The 19,337-nt window shown below is 49.2% G+C and carries 7 protein-coding genes and 1 CRISPR repeat array; of the genes, 6 read left to right on the plus strand and 1 reads right to left on the minus strand.

Going from position 1 to position 19,337, the window contains the following annotated elements; genetic code table 11:
- The 6 genes from B153_RS0119345 to B153_RS0119370 form a co-directional block, all read left to right on the plus strand.
- Window positions 1–2,727, plus strand: a 2,727-nt coding sequence (locus B153_RS0119345; RefSeq protein WP_020598393.1) for an Ig-like domain-containing protein, incomplete at its 5' end; no start/stop codon positions are given.
- Between the two features lie 60 nt (window positions 2,728–2,787).
- On the plus strand, window positions 2,788–9,057 hold the full coding sequence (locus B153_RS35490; RefSeq protein ID WP_083928224.1) for a beta strand repeat-containing protein: 6,270 nt from the start codon (window positions 2,788–2,790) through the stop codon (window positions 9,055–9,057).
- Window positions 9,058–9,129: 72 nt separating this feature from the next.
- Window positions 9,130–9,954 carry a T9SS type A sorting domain-containing protein gene (locus B153_RS0119355; RefSeq protein ID WP_020598395.1) on the plus strand — a complete coding sequence of 275 codons (825 nt, stop codon included), beginning with the start codon at window positions 9,130–9,132 and terminating at the stop codon, window positions 9,952–9,954.
- A 79-nt stretch (window positions 9,955–10,033) separates the two neighbouring features.
- Window positions 10,034–12,076: a DUF11 domain-containing protein gene (locus B153_RS0119360; protein WP_020598396.1), complete on the plus strand. Its 2,043-nt coding sequence runs from the start codon at window positions 10,034–10,036 to the stop codon at window positions 12,074–12,076.
- A gap of 5 nt (window positions 12,077–12,081) precedes the next feature.
- Window positions 12,082–13,650, plus strand: a complete 1,569-nt coding sequence (locus B153_RS0119365; protein ID WP_020598397.1) for a T9SS type B sorting domain-containing protein — start codon at window positions 12,082–12,084, stop codon at window positions 13,648–13,650.
- A gap of 240 nt (window positions 13,651–13,890) precedes the next feature.
- Window positions 13,891–14,304 (plus strand): hypothetical protein, encoded by a 414-nt coding sequence (locus B153_RS0119370; protein ID WP_020598398.1) that lies wholly within the window; start codon window positions 13,891–13,893, stop codon window positions 14,302–14,304.
- Window positions 14,305–16,251: 1,947 nt separating this feature from the next.
- Here B153_RS0119370 and B153_RS0119380 read toward each other — a convergent pair.
- The gene (locus B153_RS0119380) at window positions 16,252–16,803 is read right to left on the minus strand and encodes an RNA polymerase sigma factor (protein ID WP_020598400.1); all 552 of its coding nucleotides are present in this window, start codon (window positions 16,801–16,803) and stop codon (window positions 16,252–16,254) included.
- A 432-nt stretch (window positions 16,804–17,235) separates the two neighbouring features.
- Window positions 17,236–19,337: direct repeats of the CRISPR family, unit length 29 nt; unit sequence CGGTTCATCCCCACATGAGTGGGGAATAG.

Below are 19,337 nucleotides of genomic sequence, written 5' to 3' on the forward strand. Positions count from 1 at the left end.
GTTCAGCCGCCAGCGGGGGGCACGACCCAACCCATCACGGGTACGGCGACACCGGGTAGTACAGTAGCCATCACGGGTCCGGGTAACACCACCTTGTGTACGACCACAGCCAGTGTATCGGGTACGTTTAGTTGTCCAGTGAGTGTACCGACGGGTGTAACGCCTTTGACGGTAACGGCCTCAGGTCCGGGTGGCAGCACGACTGTCCCGATAACCGTAACGGCAACGTTAGCAACACCATGTACTACGCCTATTCCTGGGCAGGTCATTGCGGCTGCAACGAGTCCGCTCGTCGTAAATAGTAGTACAAACTCCTTTAGCTACATTAGTGGCAATAGTGGGACGAGTACGAGGTGGTTTATTGTGCCGTCGACAACTGCATCACCGAATAGTGGTACAGGAACGATAACTGGCAACATAACCTTCCTGAATGCTGGCTGGTATCAAGTCATTTTTGAAGAGACCAACAGTAATCAGCCGGCCGGATGTTCTATACCAGGTACTGTCCAGTCATCGCTCGATGTGTATATAAGCCCACTGGTTGTACCCTGTGCCAGTCCAAGTTCGAGCACGGTCTTGGTAACGCCATCGAACGGGGCTGTGGCCATTGGAGGAACCGCAAGCTTCTCGCTGACAGGTGGTCAGCCTTACCAGAATGTACAGTGGCAGGTTGTACCCAGTACGGGATCTACCCCCATTGTTGGAACGGGTAGTACGGCCGTTGTAACGTTCAGTCAGCAGGGATTGTATCGGATCGTCTTTACGTTGACGAACGCAGGTGATTTAACGTGTATACCTGTACAAAGCGTAAGCTCTGCGTTGGTTGCGGTTGGCCTGAATCCGTGTGCGTCGCCGTCACCAATTACGATCGTCAATACGACGTCTTCGTCGGGCACTGCCGCTACCGGAACAACGCAGACGTTCCAGGCAGTTGGTGGAATTCCGGGACAAATGGTCTGGAAAGTATATCCGACAACCGGCGTATCCAGTGTGAGCGGTATAGGTGGAACAGCGACACTTACATTCTCTCAGGCAGGTAATTATGTAGTTACCTTCCTGTCGGTCAATAGTTCGCTGCCGCTGGGATGTACCATGCCGACCGGACTGGCCAATAATCTGGGTATTACGATTGTTAACCAGCCCACGGTAGCCATCACCTCTCCAGCGACAAATGGTACGGCGACCACCAGTCCAACGGTATCGGGTACGGCCACACCAGGTAGTGTAGTGACGCTGACGGGACCGGGCAATACCACCCTGTGTACGACCACAGCCAGTGTATCGGGTATCTATAGCTGTCCGGTGAATGTACCTGCAGGGCCTAACAGCATCACGGCGGTGGCTTGTAATGCAGGTGGGTGTTCGACCCCAGCCGTGACTAACTTTACCGCCGTTGGTCCGCCTAGCCTGACGGTCGTTCAGCCACCAGCCGGTGGTACGACCCAGCCCATCACGGGTACAGCGACACCGGGTAGTGCGATTGTGATCACGGGTCCGGGTAACACTACGTTGTGTACGACCACGGCCTCTGTCTCAGGCACCTTCAGTTGTCCGGTAACCGTCTCCACGGGCGTAACGCCAGTAACGGTGACCGCATCAGGGCCGGGTGGTATCACCAGTGTTCCGTTGAGCCTGACCGCCAATGGGGCGCCTACGGTGAGCATTGCTGGTCCTCCTGGTGCCATTCTGACCAATAGTCCAACGGTTTCGGGGACTGCGACGCCCGGTTCACTGGTCACGATTGTTGGCCCAGGCAACCTGACGTTGTGTACGACCACGGCTTCAGCGAACGGTAGCTATGCCTGTACGGTGAATCTGCCAACGGGTCCGACTACCCTGACGGCTATTGCGACCAACAGCGGAGGAACAGGTACAGCGACGACAACCGTCACCGTTACGGGATTAGTGGCCAGGGTGTATTTACAGGGTGCCCTGATCAATGCTCCTGTGGCGGGTAGGATGCGGGATGACCTACGGGTGAAAAATCTGATTCCGACCACGGAGCCGTATACGAGTCTGGGCTTTACACAGACCGGCGGAGGGGGAGGAGAGACCATCGCCAATCCGTCGGGTGTCTTTGCCGTAACGGGTGCCAATGCCATTGTCGACTGGGTGCTTGTTGAACTTCGGAATGCCAATGCTCCTACAACGATCGTTGCCACCCGATCCGCCCTGGTTCAGGCCGATGGCGACATTGTTAGCGTGGATGGAACCTCACCCATAACGTTTGGGCAGGGAGTGACACAAGGTACTGCTTACTACGTGTCGGTACGCCATCGCAACCACCTTGGGGTCATGACGGCATCGCCGGTATCAACGACAGCCTCAACGGTGCCAGTTGTTGACTTTACCAACGCCGGAACGCCTGTTTACCAGTATCCATTGGGTAATCTGCTTCGCTCAACGGCTCCGTTAGCGACTCAGGATGGCTTGCCAGCCTTATGGGCCGGTAATACGTTCAAGGATAATCAAGTGGTATTCCAGGGGCCTAGCAACGATGTGGACCCAATCTTCTTCGATGTATTGGGCGATCCAGGCAACACAGGCGGATTTAGCAATTACATCCGCAACAATGTGTATACGGTGAGTGATGTTGACATGAACGGTCGGGTAATCTTCCAGGGGCCATCCAATGAAGTCGATACCATCTTCTTCGAGATTATGACCCATCCCGATAACGTCGTCAATCAGTACGTCAACTTCATTATCCGTCAGCAGCTTCCCTAACGTATGGCTTCCCAGAATTCTGGGAAGCCATACCATATCTAGTATTAAGCCTATAAACCGATGAAATACAGATATCTATACCTTTTTGCGCGGATGCTGCTCTGGGTAGTATTATGTCCGCTGAGTGTATTGGCAGCTACTCCGGTTAAATTTAAAATTGATCGGGACGCCACCGGAACCTACCGGGTCTATATGACCTCGACCACCTCGTATACAGGGACGCAGGCCCGCATTGCTACGGCCCAGGTGACGGTACGCGTACCGACGGGCACCTTTTCCAGCTTACCGCAGGGAACAGGCTCGCCAACGATTACAGGCTATCAGAGTATGGGGTGGACTGCCTCGACCCGGGTAAATGCGCCCTCCGAAAATCCTGGCGTTGATTACATATCCTTTGGCTTTAGCCAGTCGGCAACCCCTACGTTGTTTACGATTCCGGCGAACACGGATATACTGCTGTTTTCATTTACAGACAACGGCAACTGCCCAGGATCGATTCAGCTCTGGTCATCGACTGATCCGTTTCAAGGTTTATCGACCAGTACCAATCCCGGTAATCAGATCACCATTCTGGGAAATGGGGGCGATGCCTACGGAGGTAACTATGGGAGTGCAACAACCTGTGGCGCTCCAGACCTGGTATCCAGCGTGGGGCCTGTGCCTACGCTAACGGCCGGGCAAACCTCAAGCCTTCCCGTTAGCCTAAGCAATATCGGTACAGCACCAGCCGCAGGGCCCATCAGCTTTGTCACGGTGTTGCCTACGGGTATTACGTCGCCTTCCAGCTTTTCCAGCAACGGCTTTGGCTGTACGACGAGTGGGCAGACCGTAAGCTGTAGTAATCCGAATGCGTTGGGTGCCGGTAGTCAGACTGGTTTTGTTATTCCCATCACGCCGAGTACAAACGCTGTTGGGACAACCCCTGTTTTCTCGGGTTCTGTGTCAACCCCTACGGTTGAAAGCAATACCGCTAATAACACGGCTTCGCCTGTATCGGCCCCTGCGCCCGTTCAGCAGGCGTCGGTAGGTTGCGTGGCATCGGACTGTAACACGGGCGTTCGCTACGGCTTAAAGTTAGGGGCTGATGGCATTACCTATACCGTCTATATGAAATCGGCTACTGCGTATTCTGGTGTACAGGCTCGCATTGCTACGGCTCAGGTAACGGTTAATCTGCCAACCGGTACACAAATAACCAATCTGCAAAACTTACAGGTTGGTATGAGTTGGGTAATGAATGCCCGGGTAAACTCGCCTTCCGAAATACCAAGCCGTGATTATGCCTCGTTTGGGTACAGTCAGAGCGCCAGCCCAAGTTTATTCCCGATCGGATCGAATATCGAAATTCCCTTATTCAGCTTCCAGCGGGTTGGGGCCTGTACGGGTACAATCGGTTTATGGAACACAACAGACCCCTTCCAGGGCGTATCGACAACCACGAATCCAGGTAACCAGATGACCATTCTGGGAAATGGCGTAGCCAATGCCTGGATGTGCAATTACACCTGCCCGGTTGTATGCCCGGCCCCGATCCTAAGCCTGGTAAAGCAGGCTCCGGCTGGTATCACCCAGAATACGCCGTTCAGCTATACATTCACGGTTTCCAATAGTGGCAACCTGGCTACCAGCGGGCCTGTTACGGTACTGGATGTACTACCGGCTGGCCTTCAGTTTGTAACGGGCGGTGGGAATGGCTGGACCTGTTCGGCGGTTGGCCAATCGGTTACCTGTACGAGTTCGGTGCCCATTGCTGCAAGTGCCAGCAGTAGTTTTTTAATGACGGTAAATCCGACATTGGCTGGTACTGTTCTCAATAATGCGACCGTCAGTGGAGGAGGGTCGACAACGGTGACTCCATCGCAGCCCTGTGCCGTGTGCCCACCGGGTTCAACAACGGCCATTGTCAACCTTCAGCCATCCGACCTGGCGCTGTCTATCAATCAGCCGGGAACCTTAATAGCCGGGCAGGCCAGTCCATTGACGCTTAACCTGACAAATATACTGGCAGGGATCGCCAGTGGTCCCCAGACCATCACGTTAACACTGCCAACAGGGGTTAGTGCACCTTCGACCTTTACGGCTACGGGTGGCTGGGGCTGTTCGACTACGGGGCAAAAGGTTGTTTGTAGTACAGCAACCAACCTGGTCAACGGACAGATTATAACGCTGACGGTTCCCGTAACACCATCCAGCTCAGTTATCGGCAGTACACTCGTATTCAGTGCCACAGCGGCAGCGTCCAGTACGGAAACAAACCTGCCCAATAATATCGCCACCATTACGACCAACACACCTGTTATTGGTAGCGATCTGGCCTTGATGTTCGGTACCCTGCCCACCTTGGTGCCTGGTCAGAATGGCTATCTGCCCCTGATCATCACGAATGTTGGGCTGGCAACAGCGCCCGAAGCCCTAACCCTGGCCGTGAACTTACCAGCCGGTATCTCATTAAATACAGCCGCCTTGCCGGTAGGCTGGTCACTGGTAAGTAGTACAAACGGGCCAAATGGCACAACAACAGTAACCCTGCTGAATACCAACAGCGGATCGCTGCCAAGCGGTAGTAGCCTGACCCTAAACCTCCCCATTTCGATTGGAGCAGGTACGTCAGGTACGGTCAATTTCCTGGCTACGTTAACCCCGGTAGCTTCGGAAACGAATACGGCCAACAATACCGCCACGACCTCGGCTACCCTTGGTTCACCTGATTTACAAACCTCGATTAGCGGCCCAAGTCCGGTATTGGTCGTGGGGCAACCATCTACCATCACCGTTACGGTACAAAATGTAGGTAATGCGACTGCAACGGGTCCGATTACGACCAGGATTACCATTCCGGCGGGCTATGCCATCAATCAGGCATCCATTCCTGCCGGATGGACAGTACAGTCGATTACGACTAACCCGGACGGTAGTACAACCCTGGCCTTGGTTAATAGCATCGGTGCACTGGCGCCCGGCCAGAGTATTGCCTTCAGCCTCGGGTTGACACCAGCTCCTCAAGTGGCTAATGTGACAGGAACCATTTCGGCAACGGCTGTTCCTGTATCCGGTGAATCCAATACGGCTAATAACGTGAGTACGTTACAGGTAACACCCGTTGCGCCCAACATTGTAACTAACCTGACGCTGCCTACCCAATTTACAGCCGGGCAGCCGTCCAGCGCTACGATTACATTTACCAACACGGGTACCAGTGGCTACACAGGACCGTTGACAGCTCAGATAACGCTGCCCAGTAGCGTTACGGTAGGAGCACTGCCTCCGGGCTGGTCGTATACAAGTCAAACGTTGAATGGGAATGGTACCATTACCTACACCATTACGAATCCGAATGTCAATCTTCCAGTTGGTGGGAGCACGGTTGTTCTACTGCCTTTGACACCGGGAACGGGTTTAATTGGGCAGCAACTGCCTGTGACGGTCGTTACCCCCACGATTCCATACATACCCGGAACCGTTTCGACCAGCACACAGAGTAGCCCGGTGGTAGCTCCGGCAGCCCCCAACGTCATCGTGGCCATTGGTAACCCAACCCCTCCTTTAACAGTCGGTCAAATCTCGATCATTCCTATCACGTTCACCAACATCGGTAACGCGACGGCGAATGGCCCGATTAGCACCACCATCAGTTTGCCAGCGGGTGTTTCGATTGTGGCTGGGCAATTACCAGCCGGTTGGGTAATCAGTGGAACGGCACCTGGTCCGAATGGAAGTACCATCTATACGCTGACCAATCCGACTGCCTCAATACCCGCTAATGGGGGGCAAATCGGCTTGAATCTGCCTGTCTTTACCAGCCAGCCAGCCGCCGGAACAACTCCGCCGATCGTGGTGATCATACAGCCGGGAGGCCAGACTACCCCGGGGTCGGCTACCTATGTATGTTCGACGATTACTGCACCCAATATGGTGCTGACGGTTGGCCAGCCTTCACCCGCGTTGGTTGTTGGGCAGACGTCTATCTTACCCGTTACCATCCAGAACATCGGTAATGGAGCGGCCTATGGTCCGCTGACCGCTCAGGTAACACTTCCGGCTGGCGTTTCGCTCAACCAGAGCCAGTTAACCCTCCCCGCTGGCTGGACCTTGACCAGCAATGTGCCGGGGCCAGGTGGAACAACCGTACTTGTGTTCAGCAACACGAATGCGGCTGGATTTGCACCTGGTAGTTCGGTTGTACTCAATCTGCCGATTACGCCAAACGCATCGACGGCTGGGTTGACCATACCGTTTAGCGCCACTCTATCGCCTGTACAGGGACAAACAACAGGATCGACGCAGACAATCTATGCACCGGTTCAACCCGCTCCGGTTGCCGACCTGACCATCAGTGGGGGGCAGCCGCAACCCAATCTGGTTGTGGGGCAAACCTCCGTTTTCCCAATTACAATCCAGAATGTGGGTAATGCCGCAACGAGTGGCCCAATATCATTCCAGATAGGTTTACCTGCTGGTGCAACGATCAATACGGCGCAGTTGCCGATAGGCTGGACGATCCAATCGCAGGTGCCGCAGGGGAATGGGACTGTTGTAACCCTGGTAAACTCAAGCCTGGTTTTAGTGCCGGGTCAAAGCACCACGGTAAATGTTCCGGTTATTCCATCGGGCTCGCTGGCGAATGCGCTGCTAACGATAGGCTTATACGTTAATCCGGCTACGGGCGAAACTAATCTGTCGAATAACTCCGCAACTATTGTGACAACGGTTCCTGTTCAGCCAGCTCCTGCTCCTGATTTAGCCGTAACGATCCCATCTCAGTCATTTACGCTGGCAGTAGGGCAGGTTTCGAATGTAGCGTTTAACGTAACGAATATTGGGAATGGAGCCGCAACGGGTCCTCTAACTCTCCAGTTTTCGATGCCGACGGGCTTCAGTACCCAGCCAACCTTCTTCTCGACGGCAGGATGGGGTTGTGCCACCACGGGCAGTGTGATATCCTGTACCAATGCAAGTGGTTTAGGTGTGGGTGCATCGTCAGCCCTGATTATCCCGGTGCTTACAACGGCAACAGCGGGCGGTCTTATCAATCCTACATTTGCCATTACTGTGGCCCAGGCTGCGGGTGAAACAGTGCTGTCCAACAACATTGGCACCATTAATTATCTGGGTACAGTCGCGGCTGCCGATCTGGCGATCAGCTTCCCAAGCCAGTCGTTTACATTGACAGCAGGGCAGGTATCGTCGGTTCTGGTGCAAGTGGCTAATGTGAGCCCCTGGGCATCAGCGCCAGGCCCACTATCGGTGACTCTGGCTATGCCAGCCAATTTCTCGACGGCCTCCAGTACGTTTACAACCAATGGCTGGACGTGTTCATTGACCGGAACAGTTGTGGGTTGTACCACCTCGGCCAGTCTGACAGCCGGGGCATCGACCACCCTGGCCATTCCGGTTGTACCTCTGGCAGCCGCTGCTGGCTATTCGAACCTGACGTTTGGGGCCGCTGTGGCTCCGGTACAGGGCGAAACCAACCTGGCTAATAACATAGCGTATCTAAACTATGTGGGAAGTGTGCTACCAGGAGGGGTTGTGTTAGCGGTCAAAGCCTTATTACAGGGCGCTTATGATCCGTCGACAGGACTCATGCAGGATAAGTTAAGACAGAAAAACCTGATTCCGTTGACACAGCCTTATGGAACCGTGGCAGGAGGCAATTCGGTCTATACATTTATCAACAGTGGCAACGAGACAACTACCTCGGCTATCCTGTCCCTTACAGGCGCCAATGCGATTGTCGACTGGGTAATGGTTGAGCTTCGGAGTGCAGCCAACCCGCAAACGGTAGTGGCCACCAAGCCAGCCCTGATTCAGCGGGATGGGGATATTGTAAGCTCAGTCGATGGCGTTTCTCCATTAACCTTGCCGAATCTGACAAGTGGGTCGTACTACGTGGTTGTACGACATCGGAACCACCTGGGTGTGATGTCGGCTCAGCCGATTGCTCTCTCCAACAGCGCTTCTACGGTCGACTTTACAAATATGGCGAACGTATATAAGCGACCGGGAGCGGGCAACTATCCCGAATACATCCAGAATACGAAGGCGATGTTGTGGGCTGGCAATACGGATGGCGATACGCAGGTAATCTTCCAGGGGCCGAACACCGATGTCGATCCAATCTTTTATCGTGTGATGGCCGACCCAGGTAATACGGGTTTTATCGCGAACTACATCGCGTCCGGCTATGATGTGACCGACGTAAATATGGATGGAACGACCATTTTCCAGGGGCCTACCAATGAAGTGGATACCATTTTCTTCAACGTAGTTGGGCACCCAGACAATACAAACCTATTAGCCAATTTCATTATTCAGCAACACTTGCCCTAAGTATCAGCCTGTTGGCTCCTTTCTGGAGCCAACAGGCCTGACACCAATCGGTAAAATAACCAGCTTTTTATTATGAAAATCCCTTTCAAAAAATTCGGATTCGTGCTGACGTTAGCCAGTGTTAGTCTGGTAGCTCAGGCCCAGGTAAAATTTAAATTGACCCGTACCGATGATGCGACGTACACCGTAAGTATGGTGCCTCAGCAAACCGTTCCCGACCGCCTGGCCATTACCGGCACCATGCAGGTCAGTATGAAAATCAAATCGTCGGAAGGTTTTGAATTAGGCGGTATAACCTCGTTACTCCCTAGTGTTGAATGGGATAAAGGAACGCTCATCAAAAGTCCAGAGGGGGCTCGTGACTTCGATTACCTCTCTATAGCCCTGCAGTCGATGGCAACACGAGGTTTACCTTACAAGGCCGATGAAGAAGTTCCCCTGTTTTCCTTCCATAATGTTGGTAATCCGGTTGCGTCGATTCAGCTATTGGAGAACAATTCTGATCCGCTGGTTAAATCCAGTACCAATCGCTTCAACGTCCAAAACCATATCAGTGTGCTTGGATTCGGCCAAAAGAATGCCTATACCGGTAACCTGGCAGATGACTCGCCAACCAGCCTGAAAATTGGCCTGCGACGCCTGTTTCCCAACCCGGCCAATAGCCAGGTAACGGTTCAATGGTCGAATTTCATCAATGGATTTGAGGGAGAGGTAGAGCTGGCTATTGTTGATGCGGGTACAGGTCGGGTACAGACTCGCCATAAAGCCTACATGAATGCCGGCAACAATGAAGCCTCCATTCCGGTCGCCCAATTGCCGGAAGGGCACTACCTCATTCAACTCGAGAAAGGGGGACGCCAGGTGGGTCAGGGACTTAAACTGCTTATTGCTCGCTAAAAAACGATAAGGGAGCCTTTTTAAGTCTCCCTTATCGCTCCAACTATTTACCAAGTCAGGTATAAAATTTGAACGTATCATGCATACAATTCGGCTGGGTTTCGGCACACTATGGCTGTTGATCCTGGGTCTGTCATCGGCCTTTGGTCAAGTCAAATACAGAGTTGGCATTGATTCCGATAAAATGACCTATCGGGTTTACATGACCTCAACGACCAGTTATACAGGCAATAATGCCCGGATTTCCACATCTCAGGTTACACTTTTAGTCCCTCATGGGACGGGTAGTAATCAGTTTATTGTTAATAACCTCGCCGGAAAGCAGGTAGGATCGAATCAAATGACATGGAGCCTCAATGCTCGTGTGGATGCCCCTACTGAAAACCCTGGAGTCGATTATCTCTCGTTTGGATTTAGCGGCAGTGCCAGCCCCATACTTTTCGATATTCCGGCCAATCAGGAGATAGAGCTCTTTTCGTTTAAAAATACAGGTGCCTGTTTAGGGGTCGTTAGTCTCTTTGAGAACAATACGGACCCGTTTCGAACGCCTAATTCCCGCAATACCAACCCAGGCAATCAGATGACCATCCTGGGCCATGGTCCAGGTAATACGTACATTGGCAACTACGGGGGAGGTGCTTCCTGTTCCAGAGCCGTTCCGGATTTAACCGCTTCTATTTCCGGGCCGTCCAGTTTAACGACTGGCAATTCAGGCAACTATGTCGTAACCGTAAGCAATGTAGGTTCTGCTTCGAGTTTAGGGATAATCTCCGTTAGTATGCTCATACCGGCAGGCTTAACCTTTACCAGCGCCACCGGGGCTGGCTGGAGTTGCCTAACGGGTAACCCATCGGCCGGAAGTCAACCTGTAAGTTGTACAAGTACAGCCGCTTTGGCCGTGAGCGGTACATCAAGCTTCACGCTTAGTACGATTGCTTCTGCTTCATCAGCGATCACAACCACCCTATCTGGCTCTGTCAGTGGAGGGGGAGAAACGAATTTGACAAACAATACCTTTAGCAAGTCAGTAACCATACAACCGGCAACTTCAGGTGCCTACGATTTAAGTTTGGCAATAACCGGTCCGAGTTCATTATCGTCGGGCGCTTCGGGGAATGTCGTATTAACGGTTACCAATGTCGGTACAGGGTCTTATATAGGTAGCACCACTATAAAAACATGGCTTCCTACTGGATTTACCTACAACGGGGCCTCGGCATCCGGCTGGACCTGTAGCTCGGTCAATCAACCCAATCAGGTAGAAGTAAGTTGCTCAACGTCGCAGTCTGTTGCAGCAGGGGCCAGTCTTCCTCCTGTACAACTCTCTCTGACGGGCGTAAATTCGGGAACGTCGGTTATTCAGTTGCCGGTAAGTGGTACATTGATTGTCGGCGGTGGTAATGATAATCCCTCGAATAATTACGTCTATTGGCCCATCAGTATTCTTGGCATCCCAACCAAGCCTGTCAGCGCAACAGCGGACTTGTCGACCACAGTGAAGGTAACCAATTCCGCTCCCAATCAGTATGAATCGGTACAGGCAATCATTGTGGTAACCAACAGTGGGCCTAACTCGGCAACGGGTGTCACTACAAAAGTTACTATACCTTCAGGCTATCCCGTTGTTTCCTACACGGCCTCGGGTGGGGTCTTTACATCCAATACCGGAACCTGGAACGTTGGGAATCTGGCAGCGGGTCAAAGTGTAACCTTAACCGTCACCTTATCGGCCAACACAGAAGGGGTAGCGATCATCAGTAACGAAGTTATTACCTCAGGCCAATACGATCCCGATTCTACGCCGAACAACCACGTTGAGGGTGAAGACGATCAGGCGCAAAGCTGTTTTTCTGTTCCGATTGTTTTGTGCCCTGGCCAGGCCGTTGAGACCAGTGTTCCTGGCTCGTTAACCAACATTCAGTGGTACCGTAATGGACAGCCTATTCCACAGGCTACCTCCGCTACGCTAACCATTACGCAGGAAGGTTCCTATACGGTCATGACGAATGTAAGCTGCCCGGCCAATGGGTGCTGCCCATTGATCGTTCGCATGAATCCGGCCGGAAGCTGTTGTCAACCTGTACAGTGTGTTCCCTTTGTCGTGAAGAAAAAAAGCCGGTAACCGAAATGCGACCCTGTCAGAAACGTAGAAACTATGTTGGCCTACTGGTCCTGGGCTTTTTCATAAGCATCTCAGCACAGGCGCAGGTCTTTCTACGCCTGACGCTGGATGCCGATGGAGTCACCTATAAAGTTTATATGCGTTCGACGACAGCCTATTCAGGACGAATGGCTTTGCTAAGTACGGCTCAGGTTACTCTGACAGTTCCCCACGGTACAGGTGCAAACCGGTTTGAAGTAACGGAATTAACCTCGCCCATTGCATCGATGCACTGGCTTCAAAAAGATCGTGTCGATGCTCCGGTTGAGGAGCCATTCAACGATTATCTGTTTTTTAGTTTTATAAACAACAGTACCCCTCTTGTGGCATTTGACATTGTTGCAAATACCGATATCCTTCTGTTTCAGTTTAAGCGTAAAGGAAATTGTTTGGGGCGGGCCGAGCTATTGGATAATCAAACAGATCCATTTCGAACGCCAAACTCAAAAGGAATTAACGTAGGTAATAGCGTTTCCCTACTGGCTACTTCGGGGAATGCCTATGTGGGTAACCTGGATAAACTCCCTTCATTGACGATAAATGCAACAGAGTCGATTTGTGTCGGTCAGGCAGTCGAACTACAAAGTGTGGTTTCGGGCTCAGAACCACTGGCAACGTACCAATGGTTCGTCAATGGAAAGTCAGTAAGCGGGCTATCTGGATCTGCCAGGTTTACGTATTATTTTCCGTCCGAATTGGCCGGTAATTGGGTCGATATTCGGGTTGTTGGTACACTTAAAGGGGCATCGGGTTGTGATGAGCGGAACGTAGCTGCGCATGCGAAACGATTTATAAAACCAGTGCCTGCCGCAACATTGTCGGTGAAGGGCGATACATGCGCAGAACTGCCCCTGACCCTGAATGCGCCATTCATCCCCAAAGCGAGTTATCAGTGGTACGCTGATTCGCTCCCCATTGCAGGAGCTACCCAGGCCTCGTATGAGGCCAATCAGAGTGGTAACTATTCGGTGAAGGTGGCTATTGACGGCTGTTCCAATACATCTCGGACGGTATCACTGATTGGTGTTAAGGCGGCCGACCGAATTGAGATCTCAGCTCCGGCCTCTCAAACACTGATCGCAGGAATGGCTGTACGGATGAATGTGCAGGTTAGTCATGCCAATGCATACAATTGGTTGCCTGCCAATGGGCTTAGTTCAACGGCTATAGAAAACCCGGTGGCTACTCCTACTCAAACAACTACCTATACCTTAACGGCTCGAAATGAATCGGGCTGTGTTGTAAGCGACACGATCCAGTTTTTTGTGATTCCCGGTTTATACATGCCATCGGCATTTTCCCCAAATAACGATGGGATCAATGATAGTTGGTTGATTGAGAATCTGGAATACTATCAGCCAAGCCAGGTCACAATTATAAATCGCTGGGGTGTAATTGTGTATGCTCAAAAGGACTATCATAACGCCCCCTGGAATGCAAAAAACCAGGGAAGTGAAATCGACTCGGGCATCTATTATTACTCAATTCGAACGCCTTTTTCTTATCAAACAGGAACGATAACCGCCATTAAGTAAAAACACTGCCTGCCCATTCGAAATACATCTGAATCCGTACTGATATAGCCTGAATTTGAGCCGCTACCTAATCGGAGACAATTAGGCATGAGCACAAATTTTTCCCAATTGAAAATTTTCAGTTTGCTGGGGTTTATATTCCTGTTTACGTAAACGGATATTTGTTTACGGGATAGGCATTCTAATAGCTCGGTAGACGATGTGTAATAAACCAAGTAATACGTTCAACTACTTTTAGCTATGAATGAAATGGTGCAAATTTTATACAGTTATTTTAGGTTTCGCTCGGCCGTACTACGAACTGCCAGCCTGAAAGGAATCTCGCATAAAACGTTTGTGAATGTAACCGGATTAAATATAGAAAGAAAGTATAAGCGAAAATACAACCCGGAGTCATGGAAGCCCAGCGAGATTCATAAACTTTCTATTGAAATGGGTTTGCCAAATACAGTAACCCGTAAAATTGACTTAGTTGCTCCATTTATTATGGATTTACCATTTTTAGTGAAGCAAAAAATTTTTAAGTCATGCGCTCTGGATCAACGAAAGCTTAATTCCCGTTTAAGGAACGCAGATAACTGGCAGTTAAATGAATTAGAAAAGATTGCTTTTCTATTGGAAGAAATTCACCGAAAAGGAGGGTCGATTATGTAGGGTTTAGGCCCTCATTTCCTTTCTGTAAAATTTATTAAGTGGGACTACTACTTTTAGTAATTATATTGTAGCTATTGAAAAATATCGATAACGTTCTATGAAATACCTTATCATAGAACGTTAATAAGTAGTGATTGTAGAGCCACATCAAAGAAAAACATACGACTAAAGCGTACTATTTAATACCCATTACGATACGGTCGACAAGCCATAGGTTATTAAAAATAGAATTGAAGGTAATCCACTGGTTTATACTACTAGTAGGTAGTAAAAACTGATGAGAATTACACCAGGTCTTTGAGTTTATGACCCGATAGCTATAATATACATACTTACTTGTTTTATTTTTTACTTCTGTTTCTATATGAAATTTCTTTTTTAATATGTCGAAAAACATGGCAATTGTTTTGGTTCTGTAATTTGTTAAGGTATAATATATAGCCATACCTACGTAGCGCTCCTGCTCAACAGTTGATAGTTGTAATAAATACCCCTTTTGGGTTTCCAGAACAGATTTTAAATTTATGCCATAGTATGTAGGTTTAACGAGCCAGAGCGCGATCTGTAAAGCTATTAAGCTATATAATATGGATTGATGTTTTTTGTATAAATCGTTATGTGAATAGAGAGACGAAGATTGAATGATTAGTACTAATGTATTATTCGACGCAGGGTCCGTGAATACTACACTTGGCGACTCCATAGCATCCAGACTGTATAAGCAATATCGTATAATTTTATAATACTGAGTTTCGTCTAATTGTATTGCGGTTGGTAATTCAACTCGAAGACATACGATAGTTTCATTATTTCTAATTAATTCATTGAATGCATCAATGCAATGCGTCTCCTGTATATTTCTACGAAAAAATACTTTTTCATTTGTCCACTCTGTTAATCTAGGTCCAAGGCTTTTTACTAATAAATACCTGAGACCTAGACGTTTCGAGCTGTATCCGCTAATTAATGAACTTATTTGAACCATATTGCTTAGTGAGTAGGGTACAAAGGCAGTATGGTCTAAGACATTGGCACTTAACTGGTCTGGTTTTAATGCGTAATTGGATAACATGAGTAAGTAGTAGTTAAAGCTGTGCTGGTTAAGCGGGTTGCGAAACAGATTACTATCTGAAGAGGAAAAGGAATTAGGAATAGTTTTAAATGTAGAGTAGGCTTAATAGTATTATGTAAGCGATAGCCAGAATAATAACTGTAAGCCTGATGTTTTTTCTAGATACCATGATCGCTCTTTCTTTGTGTGAGAATTAGGTATATGGTAACTTCCCTAGTAAGATTAATGCATTGCCGATGCCATCTAAATAGTTACGAGGTAAACGGTTGATCGTTATGTCCTTAATCGCTACATACAGGGAGTGTATTTAGTAAAATATATGCGTGTTTAGAGTTAGGGTTTTGTTGCCTAAAGAAAACAGAATCTTAAGCGCTGCACCAAGTACTGTGAATAATTTGCACAGCCATCCACAAAGTATAATCGTACTTGTTAAGTTTAGGTAGTTCATACAATGTTCTATGGGATTCTGAATTCAGAATTAAATATATACAATAGAAGTACCACTTACAGGAGGGTAAATATTAACTAGTTATATACGTAGTAATTATTAAACTAACTAGACAAATAGGCTAAAGAAGGCTTTGAGAATTAAACAAACACATAAATTAATATACGAACGGCCTTGGGTTATATTCAGATGAGTTTTTGCCTATTTTATTATGTTATATTGCCCATTTGTAAAATGAGCGTCTCGCAGAAAATGTTGGCAATATTATTGTATTAAATAGTTTATACTTTCCAATTTTTCATACTCGATGCGATTGGATAGGCTATATCGTCTTGATATGGCCTATCTTTTTTAAATATACTTCTTGTTTTACTACCTGATTGGATATAATAATCGGGTTAGATTATAGGATGAATGGTATACGGGTTTATTCATCATCCAGCGACTGAAGGAAAAGCTTGAGGATTTTTCTACGACTTCTAAACTGACGCATTTTTACCGCACCTACTTTTATTTTTAATAGCTTCGCAATTTCTGTTTGGTCTAGACCCTCTTCATACTGCAAACGAAGTAGTTTTTTATTTAAAGTGGGTAAACTTTCAAATATTTCTATAATACGATCCAGTCTATCCTCTCTTAAATAATCTTCAAATGGAATGTCAAACCCTTCTTTAAGCCGACTGTAAGACATTCTTTGGTTAATACGGAGTTGATCCATACAGCAGTTATGCGTTATGGCATATAACCAGGTCATAAAAGAAGATCGGTACTCAAACGAATGTATGTTCAGAAAAACTTTTATGAAAATATCCTGCGTAACATCCTTAGCTAGTTCATCATTCTCTAGTAGATACAGGCATTTGGAATACACTTTAACTGCATATCGACTATACAGTAACTCGAAGTACTTATGTTGTTGTGTTTGCTGGAAAAGCTTGATTAGCTTACTGTCATCTGAATTGAGGTAATGAGTTGTCATTGGCTGTTTTGGTTTACAGCCGGAAGTTAGTAGTATTATATATAATTAGTTATAGTGTAAATATTTGTGTTATAAAAAATGGATTATATATATAATGAAAGCTAAATAAATTAAACAAACGAATGTAATTGTATCGTTTAATGAGGTGTTTTCTTAATTCCAATACTGAATTGGATGGCTTTGATCCTGATACACCCTTCACCTTTCTGAAACTATTTCAGTTAAAATGACCCATACATCTACGCTTTATCAGGCAGACAATGAGCCCTCCACTCAATGCTAAATTGCCGACCTGCTGAATTATCGAATAGGTCGCTACGCTTCAGTTGACTGTATAGCTGTACATTGATCACAGGACAGAATGTAACGCGAGCAACCTACACGCCGAGCGATAGTACCCCTTCAGGGCTCATTTTTGAGGTGTCGTATGATCGGTTCATCCCCACACGAGTGGGGAATAGGATAGACTCATATCGCGAATCTGTTCGGCTTTCGGTTCATCCCCACACGAGTGGGGAATAGATAGTTAGTCGTAGGCGCAAACTTCACAGGGCTGGTTCATCCCCATACGAGTGGGGAATAGCGAATACCCGGCCGGGACGCTCAGAATGCCGCCGGTTCATCCCCACACGAGTGGGGAATAGGATGCCCAGAAGTACATCGAGTTCGAGTTTTTCGGTTCATCCCCACACGAGTGGGAATAGGTCCCGGCTTTCGATGGTTTGGCCTGGCTGGCCGGTTCATCCCCACACGAGTGGGGAATAGAGTTTGGCGATACTCCACCGCTCTTCCGCTCCCGGTTCATCCCCACACGAGTGAGGAATAGTTGGTCAGCTCTTTGAGTTGATCCTCTACCTGCGGTTCATCCCCACACGAGTGGGGAATAGGAGGATTCATGCCCATCTGACCAGCAACATAGCGGTTCATCCCCACACGAGTGGGGAATAGGATGCCATTGCGGCCACTCTGCCACTGCGGTACGGTTCATCCCCACACGAGTGGGGAATAGTGGCTCTACAACGCGCTATATACACGGCTACCCGGTTCATCCCCACACGAGTGGGGAATAGAACGGCTATTATGATTTTAATGTCGAGCCAGCCGGTTCATCCCCACACGAGTGGGGAATAGTGCAGCCTTGCTCTGTTTTTGCTCTGTCTGTTCGGTTCATCCCCACACGAGTGGGGAATAGTTATGGTCGTGACTATGGAAAAGAAATCGACTCGGTTCATCCCCACACGAGTGGGGAATAGTTTTTGCGCTTCTGCCTGGTCCAGTACACAGCCGGTTCATCCCCACACGAGTGGGGAATAGTCTATTTCCCGGCCGTCAGGTTTAGTTATCAACGGTTCATCCCCACACGAGTGGGGAATAGTTATTCATATAACACTTACGCATGAACAAGTACGGTTCATCCCCACATGAGTGGGGAATAGAAGTACAAATTGGCTGGCGAAAATCCGGTAGACGGTTCATCCCCACATGAGTGGGGAATAGCGCTGTTCATCAGTTAACCAAAGGTTTTTGTTCGGTTCATCCCCACATGAGTGGGGAATAGGCGAGCCCCCGGGCAAATTCTTCCCCTACGACCGGTTCATCCCCACATGAGTGGGGAATAGCAGCGCTTCGGCAATGGTTAAGGTTGGCGGTTCGGTTCATCCCCACATGAGTGGGGAATAGATCGACCTGCTTATTATAGGCCGTATGGGGGTCGGTTCATCCCCACATGAGTGGGGAATAGAAAACCGTAAGACACTATAAGGGCAAGCGATTCGGTTCATCCCCACGTGAGTGGGGAATAGTCCCACGGGTCGCCACCGTGATTGATGGGCGTCGGTTCATCCCCACATGAGTGGGGAATAGGCGGTGTGGTTCGGCTACGAGGCAATCTGGTACGGTTCATCCCCACATGAGTGGGGAATAGGACCGTCCTAGCCTTTTGATCGGCAGCTATGGCGGTTCATCCCCACATGAGTGGGGAATAGTGCTTTCCGGGTGGTGGCTACAACCTTAATGGCGGTTCATCCCCACATGAGTGGGGAATAGTATTCGGTTTCGGACATAGGCATTCGCTTGTCCGGTTCATCCCCACATGAGTGGGGAATAGGGTTCGGCCAGTTGCCACGCTTCGACCTGACCCGGTTCATCCCCACATGAGTGGGGAATAGGCGGGACAGGGAGCCGACAAAAAGCGCCTGGTCGGTTCATCCCCACATGAGTGGGGAATAGAGATTCGGTACCGACTGCTGTTTGCCGCGAATCGGTTCATCCCCACATGAGTGGGGAATAGGAACTGGCTGATGCGTTGGGGGATGATCCGAACGGTTCATCCCCACATGAGTGGGGAATAGGGTACACTAACGGCACCGTAGTGGCCTGACTGGGGTTCATCCCCACATGAGTGGGGAATAGTTGAATCGACTGCGCGGTAAGACCCGGCAGGGCGGTTCATCCCCACATGAGTGGGGAATAGGTACTAAGCGTAACCGTGAGTTACTCTCAGAGCGGTTCATCCCCACATGAGTGGGGAATAG

The organism is Spirosoma panaciterrae DSM 21099 (assembly GCF_000374025.1).
In the GTDB taxonomy this organism is placed as follows: domain Bacteria; phylum Bacteroidota; class Bacteroidia; order Cytophagales; family Spirosomataceae; genus Spirosoma; species Spirosoma panaciterrae.